19 protein-coding genes are annotated in these 19,331 nt (G+C 72.3%); 3 read left to right on the top strand and 16 right to left on the bottom strand.

All coding sequences use genetic code 11. The features are described from left to right. Positions 1-49: 49 nt before the first annotated feature. Together glpK (QSK37_RS30120) and QSK37_RS30115 are read right to left on the bottom strand one after the other, a co-directional pair. A complete protein-coding gene (gene glpK / locus QSK37_RS30120; RefSeq protein ID WP_285627853.1) occupies positions 50-1,567 on the bottom strand; it encodes a glycerol kinase GlpK in 1,518 nt (505 codons plus the stop codon). A 29-nt stretch (positions 1,568-1,596) separates the two neighbouring features. After that, on the bottom strand, positions 1,597-2,421 hold the full coding sequence (locus QSK37_RS30115; protein ID WP_285580400.1) for an MIP/aquaporin family protein: 825 nt from the start codon (positions 2,419-2,421) through the stop codon (positions 1,597-1,599). Between the two features lie 298 nt (positions 2,422-2,719). Between QSK37_RS30115 and QSK37_RS30110 the strand changes: the two genes are divergently transcribed. Both QSK37_RS30110 and glpK (QSK37_RS30105) read left to right on the top strand, forming a co-directional pair. Continuing rightward, a complete protein-coding gene (locus tag QSK37_RS30110) occupies positions 2,720-3,484 on the top strand; it encodes an IclR family transcriptional regulator (protein ID WP_285580401.1) in 765 nt (254 codons plus the stop codon). Between the two features lie 22 nt (positions 3,485-3,506). After that, positions 3,507-5,015 (top strand): glycerol kinase GlpK, encoded by a 1,509-nt coding sequence (gene glpK, locus QSK37_RS30105; protein WP_285580402.1) that lies wholly within the window; start codon positions 3,507-3,509, stop codon positions 5,013-5,015. A 3-nt stretch (positions 5,016-5,018) separates the two neighbouring features. Here glpK (QSK37_RS30105) and QSK37_RS30100 read toward each other — a convergent pair whose 3' ends face one another. After that, a complete protein-coding gene (locus QSK37_RS30100) occupies positions 5,019-6,206 on the bottom strand; it encodes a PP2C family protein-serine/threonine phosphatase (protein ID WP_285627850.1) in 1,188 nt (395 codons plus the stop codon). A gap of 89 nt (positions 6,207-6,295) precedes the next feature. Here QSK37_RS30100 and QSK37_RS30095 point away from each other — a divergent pair, with 89 nt between their 5' ends. After that, positions 6,296-6,784: a MarR family winged helix-turn-helix transcriptional regulator gene (locus QSK37_RS30095; protein WP_285627848.1), complete on the top strand. Its 489-nt coding sequence runs from the start codon at positions 6,296-6,298 to the stop codon at positions 6,782-6,784. Positions 6,785-6,795: 11 nt separating this feature from the next. Here the strand turns inward: QSK37_RS30095 and QSK37_RS30090 are convergent, their stop codons facing one another. From QSK37_RS30090 to QSK37_RS30030, 13 genes are all read right to left on the bottom strand, one after another. Further along, complete coding sequence (locus tag QSK37_RS30090; protein ID WP_285627845.1) at positions 6,796-8,490, bottom strand: PP2C family protein-serine/threonine phosphatase; 1,695 nt, start codon at positions 8,488-8,490, stop codon at positions 6,796-6,798. Then, complete coding sequence (locus QSK37_RS30085) at positions 8,487-9,533, bottom strand: SpoIIE family protein phosphatase (RefSeq protein ID WP_285627843.1); 1,047 nt, start codon at positions 9,531-9,533, stop codon at positions 8,487-8,489. The genes QSK37_RS30090 and QSK37_RS30085 overlap by 4 nt, the downstream gene beginning before the upstream one ends. A 123-nt stretch (positions 9,534-9,656) precedes the next feature. After that, a complete protein-coding gene (locus tag QSK37_RS30080; RefSeq protein WP_285627841.1) occupies positions 9,657-10,085 on the bottom strand; it encodes an ATP-binding protein in 429 nt (142 codons plus the stop codon). Then, positions 10,082-10,456, bottom strand: a complete 375-nt coding sequence (locus QSK37_RS30075) for an STAS domain-containing protein (RefSeq protein ID WP_285627839.1) — start codon at positions 10,454-10,456, stop codon at positions 10,082-10,084. The genes QSK37_RS30080 and QSK37_RS30075 overlap by 4 nt, the downstream gene beginning before the upstream one ends. Further along, on the bottom strand, positions 10,453-11,268 hold the full coding sequence (locus tag QSK37_RS30070; protein WP_285627836.1) for an STAS domain-containing protein: 816 nt from the start codon (positions 11,266-11,268) through the stop codon (positions 10,453-10,455). Before QSK37_RS30070 ends, QSK37_RS30075 begins: the two co-directional genes overlap by 4 nt. Positions 11,269-11,489: 221 nt before the next feature. Further along, complete coding sequence (locus QSK37_RS30065; protein WP_285627832.1) at positions 11,490-12,005, bottom strand: VanZ family protein; 516 nt, start codon at positions 12,003-12,005, stop codon at positions 11,490-11,492. A 198-nt stretch (positions 12,006-12,203) separates the two neighbouring features. Next, complete coding sequence (locus tag QSK37_RS30060) at positions 12,204-12,467, bottom strand: UBP-type zinc finger domain-containing protein (protein WP_285627829.1); 264 nt, start codon at positions 12,465-12,467, stop codon at positions 12,204-12,206. A 150-nt stretch (positions 12,468-12,617) separates the two neighbouring features. Then, a complete protein-coding gene (locus QSK37_RS30055) occupies positions 12,618-15,053 on the bottom strand; it encodes an ABC transporter permease (RefSeq protein WP_285627825.1) in 2,436 nt (811 codons plus the stop codon). Next, positions 15,053-15,814: an ABC transporter ATP-binding protein gene (locus tag QSK37_RS30050; RefSeq protein WP_285580413.1), complete on the bottom strand. Its 762-nt coding sequence runs from the start codon at positions 15,812-15,814 to the stop codon at positions 15,053-15,055. Before QSK37_RS30050 ends, QSK37_RS30055 begins: the two co-directional genes overlap by 1 nt. Positions 15,815-15,864: 50 nt before the next feature. Further along, positions 15,865-16,434, bottom strand: coding sequence for an ArsR/SmtB family transcription factor (locus QSK37_RS30045; RefSeq protein WP_285627822.1), 570 nt, complete (start codon positions 16,432-16,434; stop codon positions 15,865-15,867). A gap of 76 nt (positions 16,435-16,510) precedes the next feature. Continuing rightward, positions 16,511-17,659 carry an alcohol dehydrogenase catalytic domain-containing protein gene (locus tag QSK37_RS30040; RefSeq protein WP_285627820.1) on the bottom strand — a complete coding sequence of 383 codons (1,149 nt, stop codon included), beginning with the start codon at positions 17,657-17,659 and terminating at the stop codon, positions 16,511-16,513. Positions 17,660-17,697: 38 nt separating this feature from the next. Continuing rightward, complete coding sequence (locus QSK37_RS30035; protein ID WP_285627818.1) at positions 17,698-18,552, bottom strand: ABC transporter permease; 855 nt, start codon at positions 18,550-18,552, stop codon at positions 17,698-17,700. Then, entirely contained in the window at positions 18,549-19,331 is a 783-nt protein-coding gene (locus QSK37_RS30030; RefSeq protein WP_285580421.1) for an ABC transporter ATP-binding protein, read from the bottom strand. Before QSK37_RS30030 ends, QSK37_RS30035 begins: the two co-directional genes overlap by 4 nt.

Below are 19,331 nucleotides of genomic sequence, written 5' to 3'. Positions count from 1 at the left end.
GTAAAGGCCGGACGGGGCACCGCGCGACACCCCGCCCGGCGTTCGTGCCTTAGTCGACGTCGACCCAGTCGAGGGTGCGGTCGACCGCCTTCTTCCAGCCGGCGTAGCCGGTGGCGCGCTGCTCGTCGCTCCACCGCGGCTCCCAGCGCCGGTCCTCGTTCCAGTTCTGCTTGAGCTCCTCGGTGCTGCCCCAGAACCCCGTGGCCAGGCCCGCCGCGTACGCCGCGCCGAGCGCCGTGGTCTCGGCCACCACCGGCTTGGACACCGGCACGCCGAGGATGTCGGCCTGCAGCTCCATGCACAGCTCGTTGGCGGTCACGCCGCCGTCGACGCGCAGCACGTCGAGGGAGACGCCGGAGTCCTGCCGCATCGCCTCGACGACGTCGCGGGTCTGGTAGCAGATCGACTCGAGCGTGGCCCGCGCCAGGTGCGCGTTGGTGTTGTAGCGGGACAGGCCGACGATGGCGCCGCGGGCGTCGGACCGCCAGTACGGGGCGAACAGGCCGGAGAACGCCGGCACGAAGTAGACGCCGCCGTTGTCCTCGACCTGCCGGGCGAGCGTCTCGCTCTGCGATGCGCCGGAGATGATGCCGAGCTGGTCGCGCAGCCACTGCACCGCCGACCCGGTCACCGCGATCGAGCCCTCCAGGGCGTAGACCGGCGCCTCGCCGCCGAACTGGTAGCAGACCGTGGTCAGCAGCCCGCTCTTGGAGCGGACCAGCTCGTTGCCGGTGTTGAGCAGCAGGAAGTTGCCGGTGCCGTAGGTGTTCTTGGCCTCGCCGACGCCGAAGCAGACCTGCCCGACCGTCGCCGCCTGCTGGTCGCCGAGGTCGCCGGACAGCGGCACCTCACCGCCGAACGGGCCGTTCGCCAGCGTCTTGCCGTAGAAGTCCGGGTTGGACGACGGCTTGATCTCCGGCAGCATCGCGCGCGGGACGCCGAAGAACGACAGCAGCTCGTCGTCCCAGTCGAGCGTCTCCAGGTTCATCAGCATCGTGCGGCTGGCGTTGGTCGGGTCGGTGACGTGCACGCCGCCGTTCGTGCCGCCGGTGAGGTTCCACAGCAGCCACGTGTCGGTGTTGCCGAAGATCGCGTCGCCGGCCTCGGCCGCCTCGCGTACGCCGTCGACGTTCTCCAGGATCCACTGGATCTTGCCGCCGGAGAAGTACGTGGCCGGCGGGAGCCCGGCCTTGGCGCGGATGACGTCGCCCCGCCCGTCGCGGTCGAGCGCGGAGGCGATGCGGTCCGTACGGGTGTCCTGCCAGACGATCGCGTTGTAGTAGGGGCGACCGGTGCGGCGGTTCCACACGACGGCGGTCTCGCGCTGGTTGGTGATGCCGACCGCGGCCAGGTCGGCGGCGGTGAGGTTGGTCTGGTGGAGCGCGGTCTCGATCACCGAGCGGGTGCGCTCCCAGATCTCGGTGGGATTGTGCTCCACCCAGCCCGGCTTGGGCATGATCTGCTCGTGTTCGAGCTGGTGCTTGCCCACCTCGTTGCCCGAGTGGTCGAAGATCATGAAGCGGGTGCTCGTGGTGCCCTGGTCAACGGCTCCGACGAAGTCGGCCATGGAAGGTCGCCTTTCTCTGATGGGGGAATTCAGGCCTTCTCGAGCTCCGGGTCGTTCGCGACGCGCCCCGGCTCCTCGGTCTCGGCGGGCAGGAAGCGGGCGACCAGCGCCTGGTACAGCCCGGCGCCGAGGACACCGCCGATGATCGGGCCGATGATGGGCACCCAGAAGTACAGCCCGCCGTACTGGTCGCGGAAGGCGGTGCCGTACCCGGTGATGAACGAGGCGAGGCGCGGGCCGAAGTCACGCGCCGGGTTGATCGCGTACCCGGCGTCGGTCCCCCACGCCATGCCGATCGCGACGACGATGAGGCCGACGATGAACGGGGCGAGGTTGGCGGCGGGCGCGGAGTTCTTCAGGTCGGTCACGGCGAGGATCAGGAAGAGCAGGATCGCGGTGCCGATCACCTGGTCGCGGAAGGCGCCCCAGGTGTGCACGGGGAGCGCGCCGTTGCCGGGCAGGGTGGAGAAGACGCCCTGGGTCTTGATGGTGTGACCCGGGTCGACCTTGCCGAGGATCTCGGTGTAGTTCCACCGGACGATCAGGGCCGCGACGAACGCGCCGAGGAACTGCGCCAGCGAGTACGGCAGGACCTTGCGCCAGGAGAAGCCCTTGAAGACGGCGAGCGCGACGGTCACCGCCGGATTGAGATGGGCGCCGCTGATCCGGCCCGCCACATAGACGCCCAGGGTGACGCCGAGGCCCCACGCCCAGGCGATGCTGTCGTGGTCGCCGATGGCGCCGCCCACGACCTGCGCCACGACGCCCACGCCGAACAGGATCAGGATCAGCGTCCCGGCGAACTCGGCGGCCAGTTCGCCGGCCAGCCCTGGGATCTTCAATCGCTCTGCCACGTCTCCTCCTTGATGACGAAGCCCGGTGGGAACATCACGAGGCACCGCCGTGTGAAGGGCGGTGTCCCGGGGCGGAACAGCGCCTCTCACGGCTGACCGGACGGTAGGTCGGCGCGGACAGAGGGTCAATGGACATGTGCCGACATTGTCGAACGCCGCCCTGCGTTGCCAGCTCCGGACGATCATCGGAGGGTGTTTCGGGGTGACGTGGATCACTACTGGGGGCGTTCGGCCGACTACAGAGCCCCACAATGCCGACATTGTCGAATATGTGTCGACATGACGTATTATCCGCCTCGTGCCCGGTCCGGTTCAGTCGATTGAGCGCGCGGCGGCGATCCTGCGCCTGCTCGCGCGCGGCTCCGGCCGGCTCGGCGTGAGCGAGATCGCGGGCTCGCTCGGCCTGGCCCGCGGCACCGCTCACGGCATCTTGCGAACGCTGCACGGTGTCGGCTTCGTCGAGCAGGACGAGGAGACCGGCAAGTACCGGCTCGGCGCGGCGCTGCTGCACCTGGGCACGAGCTACCTCGACGTCAACGAGCTGCGGTCCCGCGCGATCAACTGGGCGGACGCGCTGGCGGCGCGCAGCGGCGAGGCCGTGCGCATCGGCACGCCGCTCGACGGCAAGGTGCTCGTCGTCCACCACGTCTTCCGGCCCGACGACACCCTGCAGACCCTCGACGTCGGCGCGCTCCTGCCGGCCCACGCGACGGCACTGGGCAAGGTGCTGCTGGCCTACGACGCAGGAGCGGCGGCCGCGCTGCACGGTGAGCTCGAACCGTTCACACGGCGTACGACGACCGTTCCCCGCGAACTCGCCCGCATGCTGGCCGAGGTCCGCGACATGGGATGGGCGGCCGAAGTAGAGGAGATGACGGTCGGGGAGGCGGGCGTCGCCGCTCCCATCCGCGGTCAGGGCGGCCTGGTCGTCGGCGCCATGGGCATCACCGGCGCGGTCGAACGGATCTGCGGCCCCGGCGGACGGCCGAAACCGACGCTGGTGACCGGCGTACGCGACGCCGCGCGCGCGGTCTCCCGAGATCTCGGGGCCTCACGCTGGTGAGACCCGTGGAGGTGGGGACGCGATGGTAGAGCGCTACGTGATGGCGGTCGACCAGGGCACGACGTCCACGCGCTGCATCCTGTTCGACCACGGCGGACGCCTGGTGTCGGTGACGCAGCGGGAGCACAAGCAGCACTTTCCCCGGCCCGGCTGGGTCGAGCACGACGCCATGGAGATCTGGCGCAACCTCGAACGGATCGCCCCGGAGGCGGTCGCCCAGGCCGGGGCCACCCCCGACCAGGTCGCCGCGCTCGGCATCGCCAACCAGCGCGAGACCACGGTGCTGTGGGACCGGCACACCGGCCGGCCGATCGGCCACGCGATCGTGTGGCAGGACACGCGCACCGACCGCCTCGTCGACGAGCTGGCCGCGCACCCGCTGGCCGACCTCGTCCGCGAGCGCTGCGGGCTGCCCCTGGCGACCTACTTCTCCGCCCCGCGCATCCGCTGGATGCTCGACAACCGTCCCGGCCTGCGCGAACGCGCCGAACGCGGCGACGTGCTCTTCGGGACGATGGAGAGCTGGCTGATCTGGAACCTCACCGGCGGGCCCGAGGGCGGTCTGCACGTCACCGACGTCACCAACGCCAGCCGCACGCTCCTGATGAACCTCACGACCCTCGACTGGGACGACGAGCTGCTCGCCTTCTTCGGCGTGCCGCGGGCGATGCTGCCGCGGATCCGGCCCTCGACCGAGACGTACGGCCCGGCCCGGCGGGTGCTGCCCGGCGTACGCATCGCCGCCGCGCTCGGCGACCAGCAGGCGGCGCTGTTCGGGCAGACCTGCTTCGCGCCCGGCGAGGCCAAGTGCACGTACGGGACCGGCGCCTTCCTGCTCCTCAACACCGGCAACGAGCCGGTCCGCTCCGCGCACGGCCTGCTCACGACGGTGGGGTACCAGATCGGCTCGGAGCCGGCCGTCTACGCGCTCGAAGGGTCCATCGCGATCACCGGCGCGCTCGTGCAGTGGTTCCGCGACGGGCTCGGCATCATCGGCAGCGCCCCGGAGATCGAGACGCTGGCGCGCACCGTGGACGACAACGGCGGCTGCTACATCGTGCCCGCCTTCTCCGGGCTGTTCACGCCGTACTGGCGCAGCGAGGCGCGCGGCATCATCGTCGGTCTGACCTCCTACATCACCAAGGGGCACCTGGCCCGCGCGGTGCTGGAGGCCACCGGCTGGCAGACCCGCGAGGTGGTCGACGCGATGAACGCCGACTCCGGACTGGCGCTCAAGGCGCTCAAGGTGGACGGCGGCATGACCGCCGACAACCTGCTCATGCAGTTCATCTCCGACGTCCTCAACGTCCCGGTGATCCGCCCGATGGCCGCCGAGACCGTCTCACTCGGCGCCGCGTACGCCGCCGGGCTCGCGGTCGGCTACTGGCCCGACCTGGAGGGGCTGCGGCGCAACTGGCACCGCGCGGCCCAGTGGCTCCCCGCGATGGACCCCGCGCGCCGCGAGGTGGAGTACGACAACTGGCGACGGGCCGTGGAACGCACCTTCGACTGGATCAAGCCGGAGAGCTGACGGTCATCCATCGGCCGCGACGGCGTTCGCGGCCGTCCGGCCCGTCCAGTCGAGGCAGAGCACGACGGCGTCGTCGGCGAGTTCGATCCCGTCGTGGTAGTCCAGCAGGCCGCGCGTGAGCGTGCGCACCATCTCCGACGGGCTCTGCAGCTGTGTCTGGCGCAGCGCGGCGGCCAGCGCGGAGGCCCCGTACGTCTCGCCGCGCGGTGACCGGGCGGTGTGGAAGCCGTCGCTGAAGATGACCAGGCGGTCGCCGCTCTCGACGGTGAACTCCTGCTCGGTGTAGTTCGTGTCCTCGAACATGCCGAGGGGAAGCTGAGCGTCCAGCGACACCGGCTCGACCGTGCCGTTCCGCATCCGGAAGATCTTCGGGGACCCCGCGTCGATCGCGCCGACCCGGCCCGTCGCCACGTCGAAGCGCAGCAGGAGCGTGGAGATGTGACGCTGCCCGTGGTGCTGGTTGTAGATCGTCTCGTTGGCGAGCGTCGCCTGCTCGACGAGGTCGGCCCCGGACCGGCGGGCGTTGCGCAGGGCCCCGACGGCCAGCTGCGTGAGCAGCGCCGCCTCGGCGCCCCGCCCCATGCCGTTGGTCACGGACACGGTCAGGTGGTCGGCCGAGGTCGACCAGTCGAAGTTGTCGCCCCAGATCGCGTAGGCGGGTTCGAGCTGCCCGGCGAGATGGTATTCGTCGGTCACGCACGAACGTCCGGGCAGCAGCTCCCACTGGATCTCCGCGGCGAGAGTGAGCCGGTTGCGCCGCCGGATGTTCCGGAAGACGTCGGAGCCCACGTCGGCGATCTTCAGTGCGCGGGCGATGACGCCGGCGACCGCGTGCAGCTCCTCGCAGGTGGCGTCGTCCGGCTCGTCCGGCAGGACGACCGTGAGCACGCCGCTGCGGTCGCCCCGTACCGTGAGCGGCAGGTGGACCTCCCAAGTGTCACCGTCCCCGGTCTTGACCGTCACCGTCTCCTGCGCGGCGAACGCGCGGCCGGCGGACGTGCCGTCCATGGCGAACGCCGGCCGCCCGGAGACCACGGGGACGAGAAAGTCGAGCCGGTAGTCGGCGAGGAGCAGGTCCGCGGAGATCGCTCCGTAGGCCTGTTCGATCGCGGTCGCCACGGCACCCGCCAAAGCGTGCGGCTCCGCCTTCCAGGCGACACGCTCGACGGTGGTCAGCCGATTCTCAGACATGATCTCGTCTCGTTCGGGCACACGTGGTGTCACGCATGAGGAGTGACTGCACACGCGCGATGGGTGACAGGCGGGGTATGGTGTCGGATGTGGGTGAATCATCGCGGCTGCCGGAATGCGCTGCCGCGATCGATATTGCGGCCGAGGCGCTCGTCCGGATCTGGACAGGTCCGCAGAGCGCACCCGGGGTGCCGGTGCCGGCGACCCAGCTGCGTGTTCTGTTGGTCGTGGAGCAGAGCGGTGCCATCAACCTCAGTCGCCTGGCGAATGAGCTCGGGGCGCTCCTGTCGTCGGCCAGCCGGCTGTGTGACCGCCTCGAGGCCGCTGGGCTGATTGTACGTGAGTCCGGCCAGCAGTCCCGTCGCGAGATCGCGATCCGGCTGAGCCCCGACGGCGAGGCGCTGCTGGAGCGCGTACGCCGCGAGCGGCAGGAGCAGATCACCAAGGTCCTCGCGCAGATGCCCCCGAGTGCCCGCCAGGCGCTGCTCACCGGCCTCACGGAGTTCCAGAACGCGGCCGACGCGCGCACCCGGCCGGGCACGCCCGGCTCGGCGCAGTCGTTCTCACTGCCCGCCTGAGGCGGCGTCTCTCAAGGGTCGTCGGTCACCGCGTCCTCGTCATCCGTCTCGCGGCGAAGATCCTCCGGCCGCGGCCCGATCCGGAACATCAGCAGGCAGGTGTCGTCCTCGCGCGCGCTGTCGCGGAGCATCTCCACCAGGACGCCGTCGGCGACGGCGTCCAGGTCGCCGTCCGCCCGGCCGAACGCGCGCGCGAGCCGGTCGATGCCCTCGCCGAGGGGGACGCCGCGCCGCTCGATGAGACCGTCGGTGTAGAACAGCACGATCGAGCCGGGCTCGGGCCGGAGGCTGAACTCCCGCAGGTCGGCGTCCTCCAACGGCATGCCGAGCAGGAAGTCGTGGCCCTCCAGCACGGTGACCGCGCCGTCGGGCGCGCGGACCAGGGGCGGCGGGTGCCCGGCGTTGGACCAGCTCAGCAGGCCGTCGGGCGACACCTGGGCGAGCACCGCGGTGGCCAGGTCGTCCGGCTGCAGGTGCGAGAGCATGCGGTGCATGCGGGTGAGCACCTCGCCGGGCCCGCCGCCGCCGTCGACGGCGTACGCGCGCAGCGTGGTGCGCAGCTGCCCCATCAGGGCGGCGGCCTGCAGGCCGTGGCCGGTGACGTCGCCGACCGCGGCCATGATGTGCCCGTCCGGGCGTTCGAAGGCGTCGTACCAGTCGCCGCCGACGTTGAGACTCGCCTCTGCGGGCAGGTAACGGGAGGTGAACCGGAGTCTCCCGGCCGCCGGCAGGTCGGTGAGCATGGCGCGCTGGAGGATCTCGGCGACGTCACGCTCGCGTTCGTAGCGCAGGGCGTTGTCGGTGGCGGCGGCGGTGATCCGGGCCAGCTCGCCGAAGACGACGACGTCCTCGGCGCCGAAGGAGTCCGCGGGCGGCTCGACCGCCAGCACTCCGAGCGTCGTGCCGCGCGAGATCAGCGGGATGGCGAGGAGCTGCTGCCGGTCGAAGGTGGTGTCGACGCCGGCGTTCGCCGGCTCGTCGCCCGGCGCGCGGGTGGCGTGCTGCGCCCGGCCGCTGGCGAAGGCCTTCTCCACCATCGGCGGAGGACGCTCGAACCCGGGCGCGGCCGGGAGTGGCTCCAGCAGGCCGGGCTCACGGACCAGCCACGCGGTCATCGCGGACGCGTGGCGCGGGACGACGATGTCGTAGAGACGGCCGAGGATCTGCTCGTGGTCGAGCGACTCGGACAGGATCGCGCTGGTGTGGGCCAGGAAGGCCAGCCGGGCGCGGGAGGCCTCGGCCGCGGCGTGGGCCGCTCGCTCCGCCTCCAGCAGCCGGTGCTGCTGGTCGCCGGCCTGGCGGAGCCGTTCGGTGGTCTCGGCCAGCTCGGCGTGGAGCGCGAGCACGCCCTGGTTGGTCTGTTCCAGCTCCTGCCGGTGCCAGTCGAGGGCGTCGTGCTGTTCGACGATGAGGTCGAGCAGCGCGGTGCCGTCGTCGTTCCGTCCGGACCCGTCGCCGTCGGCGATCGGGGCCGTGGCCGTACGGTCCGCTCCCCCGCCGCCGTCCACCGTCGCCCGCAGGCGCGACTCGCCGACGGTCAACGTCAGCCGGCCGCCGGGATGGTGGTCGCGCATCGCCTGGGCGACCGTCGCGAGGAACCCGGGCCGCTCGTCGGCGGCGACGCCGAACCGGCTCATCGCCTCCGCGACGGCCGACAGGGCGGCCACCGGGTCGGTGACCGGCCCGTGGTGGATCCGCCGGCTCATCGAGCCTCATTCCGCGGTGCCGTCCGGACGACGACAACCGTGGCGTCGTCGTTGCCGCGCAGGGCGTCGCGCCAGATGAGGGCCGCGAGGACCGCCGGATGATGGTGCTCGGCACGCGGATAGTCGGCGAGGTTCCACCGGCTGATGATGCCGTCGGTGTGCAGGATGAGGGCGGCGGGCGCCTGCCAGTCGGCCGTCACGACCCGGTGCGACCGAGGGCGGGTGACGATCTCGGGGCCGGGACCGGCGCCGAGGATCCCCGGTCGTGAGACGAGCGCCTGATCGGCGCCGGGCCGGAACAGCCGGCCCGTGACGTTTCCCATTCCGGCGAAGCTCAGCCGGCGCGACCAGCCGTCGATCTGGGCGATCGCCGCGGCGGCGCCCCGGGTGACCCGGAGGCCGACGTCGATCTCGCCGAGCAGCCCGGCGGAGTCCAGGGCGGGCTGCCGTTCGAGCAGGTCCAGCGCCGCGCTGCGCGCCTCGGCCGCCTTGACGCCGTGGCCCAGGCCGTCGACGACGCCGACGGTCATGCGGTCGCCGTCCCAGGCCAGCCCGAAGCCGTCCCCGACCGCCGACTCGTCCGGGTGCGGGGAGATGACGCCGCCGACCTCGACCGGCCCGGAGGGTTCCGCCGCGGCCGGGCCGACACGTGCCAGCGCGACCGTGCCCTGCCCGACCCGGCTGTAGAGGTCGAACTGCGACGCACCGCGCCGGCAGGCTCCGAGCCCCGCGCCCAGCGAGGAGTTCGTGGTGAAGCCGTCCGTCAGCGACGCCGCCACGTCGGCGATGCCGGGGCCGTGGTCGACCGCGACGAGCTGCACCGCTCCCCGGCCGAAGACGTTGACGAGCAGCCGCCCGCCCACGGCGTGGCGCACGAGGTTCGTGGCCAGCTCGGTGGCGAGCAGCTCGCAGGTGGCGAGGTCGTTCGGGTCCAGGCCGGCGGCCAGCGCGGCGGCCGACGCGGCGGCGGCCGCGCCGTGCACCTGACTGTCGTCGGCCACGACGACGTCCCACGCCTCGGTGACCATGACGCGGCCGCTCATGAGCCCTCCTTCGTCGGAGGAGAGACCAGGCGCGCTGTGTCACCGATTCGCTCACTGCGTTCGCTCATGAACCCTCCTTCGTCAGAGGAGAGACCAGGCGCGCGTGTTCTTTGATTCGCTCGCTCATCGCGGCACTCTCTGGGCCATACGCGACCAGGCGACCGCCGTCACGGTCGTCCCTCCGCCGGGCCGGCTCTCGATCGTGAAGTCCTGCACCAGGCGGCGCGCGCCGCCGAGGCCCAGGCCCAGGCCGTTGCCGGTGCTGTAGCCGTCCGACAGCGCCACGTCCACGTCGGGGATGCCCGGTCCGTCGTCGGTGAAGGTCAGCCGGATGCCGTGGCCGCCGGAGTTCTCCACCACGGCGAGCTCCATGTGGCCGCCACCGCCGTGCACCAGCGTGTTGCGGGCGAGCTCGCTCGCGGCTGTGACGATCTTCGTCTGCTCGACCAGGCTGAAGCCGGCGGCGACCGCCGCCTGGCGTACGGCCTGACGCGCCCCGGCGATCTGCACGTCGCTGCCGATCTCCAGCCGTGTCACTTCGTCCCGGCTCATCGACCGGCCTGCCCCCGGAACACCGCCATGGCGTCTTCCAGCGAGCGCGCCGTCTCCAGCCCGCGCAGGCCGAGCCCCATCTCCACCAGCGTAATGGCCACGGACGGGCGCATCCCCGCGACCACCGTACGGCCCGCGAGCATGTTCGTCGCCGCCGCGATCTCGGACAGGACACGCGCGAGGAACGAATCGACGATCTCCACGCCGGAGATCTCGATGACCACACCGCGGGCGCCGGCGGCGGCCATCTCGGTGAGGTCCTGCTGGAGCGCGAGCGCGGACTCGTCGGTCAGCTCCTGCTGGATGGCGGCGATGAGGATGTCGCCCATCCGCAGGACCGAGACGCGCCCCGCCCCGGCCTCCGCGGTCACCCCTCCCCCACGACGACGGAGACGCCGGCCTTCCCCAGCGCCCACTTCAGCGCGTCGGCCAGGGTCGCACGCGTGGTGATGTCGCCCAGGTCGATGCCCAGCTGCACGATGGTCTGCGCGATCTGCGGCCGGATGCCGCTGATGACGCACTCGGCGCCCATGAGCCGCACCGCCATCGCGGTCTTCAGCAGGTACTGCGCGACGACGGTGTCGACCATCGGCACACCGGTGATGTCGAGGATCGCCATCCCGGCGTTCTGGTCGACGATGGCCTGCAGCAGCGCCTCCATCACGACCTGCGTGCGGGCGCTGTCCAGGGTGCCGATCAGCGGTACGGCGACCACCCCGTCCCACAGCTTGATGACCGGGTTGGAGATCTCGAGCAGCTGGGCGCGCTGCCGGTCGATGAGCTCGGCGCCCTCGCTCAACGCGATCTCCACGACCACGACCCGCAGGGTGCCCATGAGCTCCACCGCCGCCACCGCACCGTCGGCACCGCCCGTCTCGCGGGCGACGATCTCGAGCAGGGGACGCTTGAGCTCCGCGACCTCGGCGGTGATCTGCTGGTGGGTGGCGCCGGACCGGGTCCGCGCCGTCACCGTCTGCGCCAGGTGGGGGCGGACCCGCTCGAAGTCGGGTGCGGAGGTGTCGTCGAGACGCCCGTGGCGGGCCACCTCGGCCAGGACCCGTACGAGCCGGTGCGCGGCCGCCACGGCCGCGTCCCGGCCGGTCGTGTAGACGTTGCGGAAGAGCGGGAGATCCGCCCACTGCTGTGCCACCTGCTCGCCGCGCGTCTCCAGAACCTGCGCCACCGTCGCGGCACCAGAGCCGTCTGAACCCACCGAAGTCACCCGTATTCTCCCTGGTTACATGATCGAACCGACGGAGTCGGCGCCCCCGCGCCCAGCCAATCGGCAGCCCCGGACCGAGCGGATCCCTCCACCTGGCCCGGGGCCGGAACAGTGTCCGCGTCCAGGATCACAGAAAAGCTTGCCAAGCGACAATCGTATCGAATCGGCACCTAAAACGCGCGTCAGGTCGCGCGGTGGGCCCAGCGCGCGACGCGGCGTCCGATCAGAAGGTAGGCCAGGACGGCGCCCAGAGTGTTGAGGATGACATCGTCGGCGTCGAACGCGCGTCCGGCGATCATCGTGCCCTGGACGGACTCGATGCAGAGCGAGACGAACCCGACCGTGAGCAGGATCCGCAGCGGGCCGCGGAACCGGTTGGACAGCACCGGCAGCAGTACGCCGAGCGGCGCGAGCAGCACGATATTGCCGCCGATCTCCAGCAGCGCGGCCTTGACGCTCGGCTGGTCCAGGTAGAGCCGCAGCGTCTGCCCGGGATGGGTGTTGTCGTGCACGTACTTACCGGCGCCCGGCTCGGGCTGGAGCGTCAGCCGGCTGATCACCCAGGCGAAGGCGGCGACGCCGGCGAGCCCCGCGATGATCCACAGGCCGCGCACCAGGTACGACGAGAACGACCGGGTCTTCTTCTTCGTGTTCGTGCTCGTGGAGGAGCCATCTTTGTGCTTGCTCGTGGACGGCATGGACGTCTTCTCGGTACGGGGCCGGCGCCGGGCTCGCGGGGACGAGGCGGTCTTGGACGCGGGCTTACGGGACGCGGGGGATGGCTTCGTCGTGGACACGACCTAGCAATCCCCAATCCAGGACGCCCTATCCGTCCCGTCCGCCCCCGGTTTCGCGCGTTCCGTCGGCGCCGGTGACGTTTTGACGGGCGAGGCCGGTCAGACGAAGGTCTCGTCCACGAAGCACCAGCGCCAGTCCTCCCCCGGCTCGAAGGAGCGGACGACCGGGTGGTCGGCCGTACCGGCGTGCGCCCGTGCGTGCCGGTTGGGCGAGGAGTCGCAGCAGCCGACGTGCCCGCAGCTCAGACATTCGCGCAGGTGCACCCAGCGGGATCCGATCCGCAGGCAGTCCTCACAGCCGGCCGTGGTGGACGGGGTCACGTCGGGGGGCAGGGTGACCACATGCGCGCAGGTCTCGGACATCGCGCGACCATCCTCGTCACTCGGGCCGGCCCGGACGGGCCGACGGTGTTCATCGACAGCGGTGTTCCATCGACAGCGGCATCGACCGCGTTCGGTTCCAGCGTCTCACCACGGCCCGCCGCACCACCACCGGCCCTCCCCCGCGCGCGGTCAGTCCTCCCGCGCGCCCAGCGCCTCCGGAGGGTGGACGGTCAGCGCCAGCCGGCCGGGAACCGCCGTGGCCAGCAGCGCCAGCACCGCCACGCCCACGACGACTCCCAGGTAGGCGAGCGGCGGGAACGCCGGCCGTGCCGAGCCGGTCATCCCCGCGCCGTACGCCGACAGCGTGCCCACCGCGATGGCGGTGCCCAGCACGACTCCGGTGAGCGTGACGCTCAGGGTCTCCAGGCGGAGCATGCGGCGGATCTGGCGCTTGGTCGTGCCGACCAGGCGGAGCAGCGCGAACTCCCGGGACCGTTCGGCGGTCGCCATCGCCAGCGTGTTGACGACCGCGATCGCCGTGAAGGCGATGATCAGGCCCATGATCACCAGGTTGACCTCGGTGCTGTTCCGCCGGCCCGCCGCCTGGGCGGCCGGTGACATCCGCACTCCCGGGTAGCGGGCGACCGCCCGCCGCAGCGCGTCCGCCGAGCCGCCCGCGACGAGCACCTGCCGTGGGAGCGGGTCGTCGACGTGCGCCGCGACGACGCCGTACGGGAGGAGCACGTCGCCGAAGCCCAGCCCGCGGCCGTAGATCGCGGCGACCCGCGCACGCAGCGGTGTGCCGTCGCCGAGCGTGACGTTCAGCTCGGTGCCGAGACGGGCGTGCAGGTGCCCGGCCGCGGTCGCGCTGACCGCCACGTCGCCCGCGCCGAGCCGGTCGAGCGAACCGGCGCGCACGCCGGGGTCGATCGTCCGGGTCAGCCCGGCGGGCGTGACGCCCTGCGCGGCGTACTTGCCCTCTCCGACGCGGATCGAGGTGGGCACCATCGCGGTGACCGCGCGGACACCGGGCAGGCGGCCCAGTTCCGCGGCGCCGGGGACCCGGCCGGCCAGGACGTGCTCGGCCCGGCCCCCCTCGCGCGCCTGCCGGGTGGCCGCGCCGGCGACGGTGGCGGGGGCGAACAGGATCGTGCAGGTCATGCCGACCGCGAGGGTGAGCGGGGTGATGATCGAGGCGAGCCGGCGCGTACCGGCCCGGCCGTTGGCGGCGGCCAGGTGACCGCTGACCCGCGACAGTCGCAGCGGCACGGCCAGCACGGCCGTCGCGGCGCGGGCGAGGAGCGGACCGAGCAGCGCGACCGCGAAGGCCCCGAGCACGACCGCGAGGAAGGTCACCGGGGTCGCGGCCGCCTCGACGTCGAGGGCGCGCAGGACGGCCAGCAGGGTGACGTGCCCGGCCAGGACGACCAGGCCGGCGAGGGTGCGCGCCACTGGCGGCCGGCGGCGTTCGACCGCCGCCTCGGCGAGCGCCTCGGCGGGCCGGATCCGTACGGTGCTCCGGGCGGACAGCCGCGCGGCGACCCAGGCCGCGAGCATGGTCGCGGCCAGCCCGGCGGCCATCGGGAACGGGCTGAGCACCAGCCCGAGGTTCGGCGGCATCACGCCGTGCCCGACGAACAGCGACCGCAGCCACCGGGCCACGAACAGGCCGCCGGCCGCGCCTACGAGGCCCGCGCCGGACCCGACGAGCAGGGCCTCGCGGCCGATCATCTTCCGCACCTGCCGGGGCGTGGCGGCCACGGCGCGCAGCAGCGCCAGCTCACGCCGCCGCTGCTCGATCGTCAGCGTGAACGTGCCGACCACGACGAGGATCGCCACCAGCAGCGACGTGCCCCCGAGAGCGCCGCCCATGCTGACCAGGGTTACGCGCGCCTTCGACGCGTCGGCGAACTCCAGCGAACCGCGGTCCCGGCCGGTGTAGACCTCGGCCGGGGTGCCGCGCAGCGCCGCGCGTACGGCGGGCGCCGCGGAGGCGGGGAACACGCCGATCGCCGCGACCTGGCCGGGCCGCCCGGCCAGCCTCCGTGCCTCCTGCTCGGTGAAGAACAGGTTCGCCTGCCGGGGCGTCGCCTGGGCGGTGATCCCGACCACGCGGTAGGTCCGCGGGGCCGCGGTGGCCAGGACGGTGATCGTGTCCCCCGGCCGCGCGCCGGCGCGCGCGTCGGCCACGACCTCGCCGTCGGCGCGCGGCTCGCGGCCGGTCGCGAGCGTGAACGGCGTCAGCGCCGCGGACGCCCACGCGTGCCCCTGGGCCATGCCGTGCGCGGTCTGCGCCGGGAAGGTCACCTCCGGGACGATCTTCGTCACGCCGGGCACGTGCGCGATCCGGTCCGCGACGTCCGCGGCCAGCCACGCGCGTTCGGTGAGCGGCTTGGACTTGGTCTTGACCTTGTGCTTCTTGTGTTTGTTCCAGTGGAGCTGCTGGTCGGCGCCGACCACGATCGGCGCGCCGGCGTAGCGCTCGGGGGCGACGTGGCCGCGCAGGCCCGTCTCCAGCAGCACACCGCAGGCGGTGATGAGCGCGGCCGCGCACAGCAGGGCGGCGAACGCCCCGGCGAAGGCGCCCTTGCGGCTGCGCAGCGTGTGCAAGGCGAGGGACAGCATCAGACCCGCCCTCCCAGCCCGGCCATCCGCTCGGCGACGAGGTCGGCCGACGGGGCGTCCAGCGTGCCGGCGATCCGGCCGTCGGCCAGGAACAGGACGCGGTCCGCGTACCCGGCGGCGACCGGGTCGTGGGTGACGATCACGACGGTCTGCCCGAGAGCGTCGACGGCCTCGCGCAGCAGCGTGAGGACGTCGCGTCCGGTGACGGTGTCCAGCGCGCCGGTCGGCTCGTCACCGAAGATCACCTCGGGCCGGGTGACGAGCGCGCGGGCGAGCGCGACCCGCTGCTGCTGCCCGCCGGACAGCTGCGCGGGGCGATGGCTCGTACGGCCCGTCAGGCCGACGCGATCGATGATCTCCTCCAGCCACGCCCGGTCGGTCCGCGTGCCGGAGAGCCGCAGCGGCAGCTCGATGTTCCGCAGGACGTCCAGCGAGGGAACGAGGTTGAAGGCCTGGAAGACGAAGCCGACGCGGCTGCGGCGCAGCTCGGTGAGCCGCACCTCGTTCATGCCGGACAGGTCGGTGCCGCCCAGCAGCACGGTGCCGGAGGTGGGGGTGTCCAGGCCCGCGGCGCAGTGCAGGAAGGTCGACTTACCGGATCCCGACGGCCCCATGACCGCGGTGAAGGTGCCGCGGGGGATGGTGATCGTCACGTCGTCGAGTGCGGTGACGGCGCCGGCCCCCTTCCCGTACACCTTGCGGACCGACGTCATCCGGACCGCGTCGGCGTGCGGCGTCGCGGGTCTGTCTCGGCGCGGCATGGGCGCCTTCCTTTCAAGAGTGGGTTCGGTGAGGGGCGCGGACGGCCGTCTCACTCTGAGTCCGAGTCGGTGGCGGGAAACGCCAGGAAGCGGGCGTAGACGGGCCGGGCGTCTTCGGGTACGTCTCCGGGGTCCCGCTTGAAGCGGTTGACGAGCCGGATGTACTCCTCGAAGAACTCGCGGACCTCATCGAGCGTGAGGTGCAGGAGCGAGCGGGAGTACGGCACGGCGTCTCCCCACTCGCCGAGGGACCCGCGCCGGCCGAGGAAGCGCCCGAACGCCTCGACGTCGGCGTCGAACGCCATGCGGTTCAGCTGGTCGAGCGCGGCGCGCACCTGCGGGCTCTGCCGGCTGGGCGGCGGGAACCGGCGGTCGCCGGGCACGGCGCGCCACCACCGCTCCCGCCCGTGCGCCCTGTCCGCGAGCTCCTCGACGAACCCGTGCCTGGCCAGCTCGCGCAGGTGGTAGCTCGTGGCCCCGGTGTTGAGGTCCAGCGCGCGGGCCAGGGACGCCGACGTGGCCGGGCCGTGCAGGGCCAGGTGCTCGAGCATCTTCTGCCGCCGCGGATGCGCGAGCGCCTTCAGCACCTCGAGGTCGTTGATCTCCTGCGGTTCGGGCATGAGTGCACAATATTCTGTGCACAGAGAATTGTGCAACTACGCCCACGGGAGGCCGGCGGGAGGTCGCCGGCCTCCGCTACGGAATCAGCACGAACTTGCGCCCCGCCCCGGCGCCGAACCTCGCGTACGCCTCCACGGCGCCGTCCAGCGGCACCGGGGTCGCCCCGACGACGTCGCCGATCGCCAGCCCGCCCGCCAGGAGGGCTTCGGCCAGCTCGTCCTGGTAGCGGCGGGCCGGCGTCGCCCCGGAGCCGACGGTGAGCGCCTTGGACCAGATGCCGCCGAGGTTCACCCCAAGGGCGGGCCGGCCGGCCGCGGAATAGACGCCGGGGACGGCGATCGCGCCTCCCGGCCGGACCACCGAGACGACGTCGTTGAGCGCGGAGGCGAGCGGCACGCCGTCGCCGTCCAGCCCCGGAGCGGACGCGCCGACGCAGTCGATCCCGGCGTCGACGAGCGGCCGGCCGGTCAGGTCCGCCACCATCTCGGGCAGGTCGCCACGGGCCAGATCCACCGCCTCGAACCCGACGGACCGGGCGTGCTCCAGGCGCTCGCCGTTGAAGTCCCCCAGGATGACGACGGCCGCGCCGAGCAGCCGGCAGGCCGCGGCGCACGCGAGTCCGACCGGACCCGCGCCGGCGATGTAGACCTTCGCGCCAGGACCCACGGCCGCACCCTTCGCCGCGTGGTAACCGGTCGGCAGGATGTCGCCCAGCAGGGCCACGTCCAGCAGCCGCTCCCGAGCCTGGTCGGCGTCGGGAAAGACGTAGAGGTTGAAGTCGGCGTACGGGACCAGGGCGTACTCGGCCTGCAGGCCGGCCCATCCGCCGAAGCCCTCCCCCATCCCGTACGTCGCGCCCGGCCGGTGCGGGTTGACGCCGAGGCAGTGACCGGTGAGTCCGGCGCGGCAGTTCGCGCAGCGCCCGCAGGCGACGTTGAACGGCACGGAGCACACGTCGCCGACCCGCACGCGCTGGACGTCCCGGCCGACCTCGATCACGACTCCGGTGAGCTCGTGGCCGAGGACCATGCCGGGAGCGGATCCCGGACCGTGCAGGGTGTGCTGGTCCGAGCCGCAGACGCAGGTCGCGAGCGTGCGCAGGATCACGCCGTGGTCGCAGCGGCGTGGCAGCACGCCGGGGGCGGGCCGTACGTCCAGCCCGGGCAGGGCCACCTCGCGGAGTTCCACGCGGCCCGGCCCGGCATAGACGACGGCCCGTTGCACGTCACCCGTGACGGGGAGGGGCCCCGCGCCGGCCGCGTTCACAGGCTTCCCGACGCCTCGAAGCTGCGCCGGCCGCCCCGCCGGGGCACCAGGACGCGCTCGAGGAGTTCGACGACGCCGAACAGCACCGCCCCGATGACCGTCAGCCAGGCGACCGAGGCGAACACCGTGAGGCTGTCCATGTCACCGCGCGCGGTGATCAGCAGCACGCCGAGCCCCGTGTCGGCGCCGACGAACTCCGCCACCACCGCGCCGACGACGGCGAGCGTGATGCCGACCTTCACGCCGGCGAAGATGCTCGGCACCGCCCACGGCCAGCGGACCTTCCAGAACGCCTGCCACCGGCTCGCGCCCATGGACCGGACGAGCATCAGGCTCTCCGGGCGGGCGGCGCGAAAGCCCACCATGGAGTCGATGACGACGGGGAAGAAGCAGATCAGCGCCACCATCAGCACCTTCGGCAGCTGTCCGAAGCCGAACCAGATGATGAACAGCGGCGCGATCGCGACCTTCGGCACAACCTGGGCGACGATCAGCAGCGGGTAGACCGCCCGGCGCACGACGCTGCTGTAGACCATCGCCACCGCGATCGGGAGGGCGACGACGATCGCGAGCGCGAACCCGACGAAGATCGCGATGATTGTCGGCACCGACTGGTCGGCGAAGGTGCCGAAGTCGGAGAACATCTTTTTCACGACGGCGCCCGGAGCCGGCAGCACGTACTCCTTGACGCCGCCGAACGACACCATCGCCTGCCACACCGCGACGATGACGACGACGAGGATGAGGGGCAGCACCCCGTCGGCGATCCGCGACCGGAGCGGCCGGCGTCTCCGTGCGCGCGTTCCAGTGGAGGCGGTGGCCGGCTTCTTCCGCTGGTCCGTGCTGGTCACGTCCGCTCCTCCGTGAGTACTCCGAGGTTCTCGAAGACCTCGCGGATCTCCCCGACGAGGCCGGCGAACTCCGGCGTGGCCCGCGCGCTCAGGTGCCGCGGCCGGTCAAGCGACACACGGAAGTCCGCCGCGATACGGGCGGGACGGGGCGAGAACACGAGCACCCGGTCGGCGAGGAACACCGCCTCGTCGATGCTGTGGGTCACGAACACGACCGTCTTGCGCCGCTCCATCCACAGGTGCTGCAGATCGATCTGGATCTGGTCGCGGGTCAGGGCGTCGAGCGCGCCGAACGGCTCGTCCATGACCAGGATCTCCGGATCGTGCAGCAACGCCCGGCACAGCGACACGCGCTGCTGCATCCCGCCGGACAGCTCGTCCGGGTAGCGGTCCTCGAACCCGCCGAGGCCGACCTGGGCGAGCAGTTCGCGCGCCCGCGCCTCCGACTCGCGCTTGGAGCCACGACGGATCTCGGCCTGGAGCATGACGTTCTGCAGCGCGGTCCGCCAGGGCAGCAGCTCGGCTCCCTGGAAGACGATCCCCAGGTCCGTGTACGGCTCGAGGATCGGCCGGCCCGCGACTCTGACCTGTCCGGTGGTCGGCTGGGTCAGCCCGGCCAGGGCGAGCAGCAGCGTGCTCTTCCCGCACCCGCTGGGCCCGACGATGGCGAGGAACTCACCGCGGTCCAGGTCGAAGGACATCTCGTCGACGGCGGTCATGACACCGTCACCGGTGTCGAACGCCTTCGTGACCTGGTCGAACTCGACGAAAGACGCCAT

Source organism: Actinoallomurus iriomotensis, assembly GCF_030269445.1.
In the GTDB taxonomy this organism is placed as follows: Bacteria; Actinomycetota; Actinomycetes; order Streptosporangiales; family Streptosporangiaceae; genus Actinoallomurus; species Actinoallomurus iriomotensis.
The sequence above is the reverse complement of the archived record's forward strand: the minus strand, read 5'-3'. Positions and strand labels throughout refer to the sequence as shown.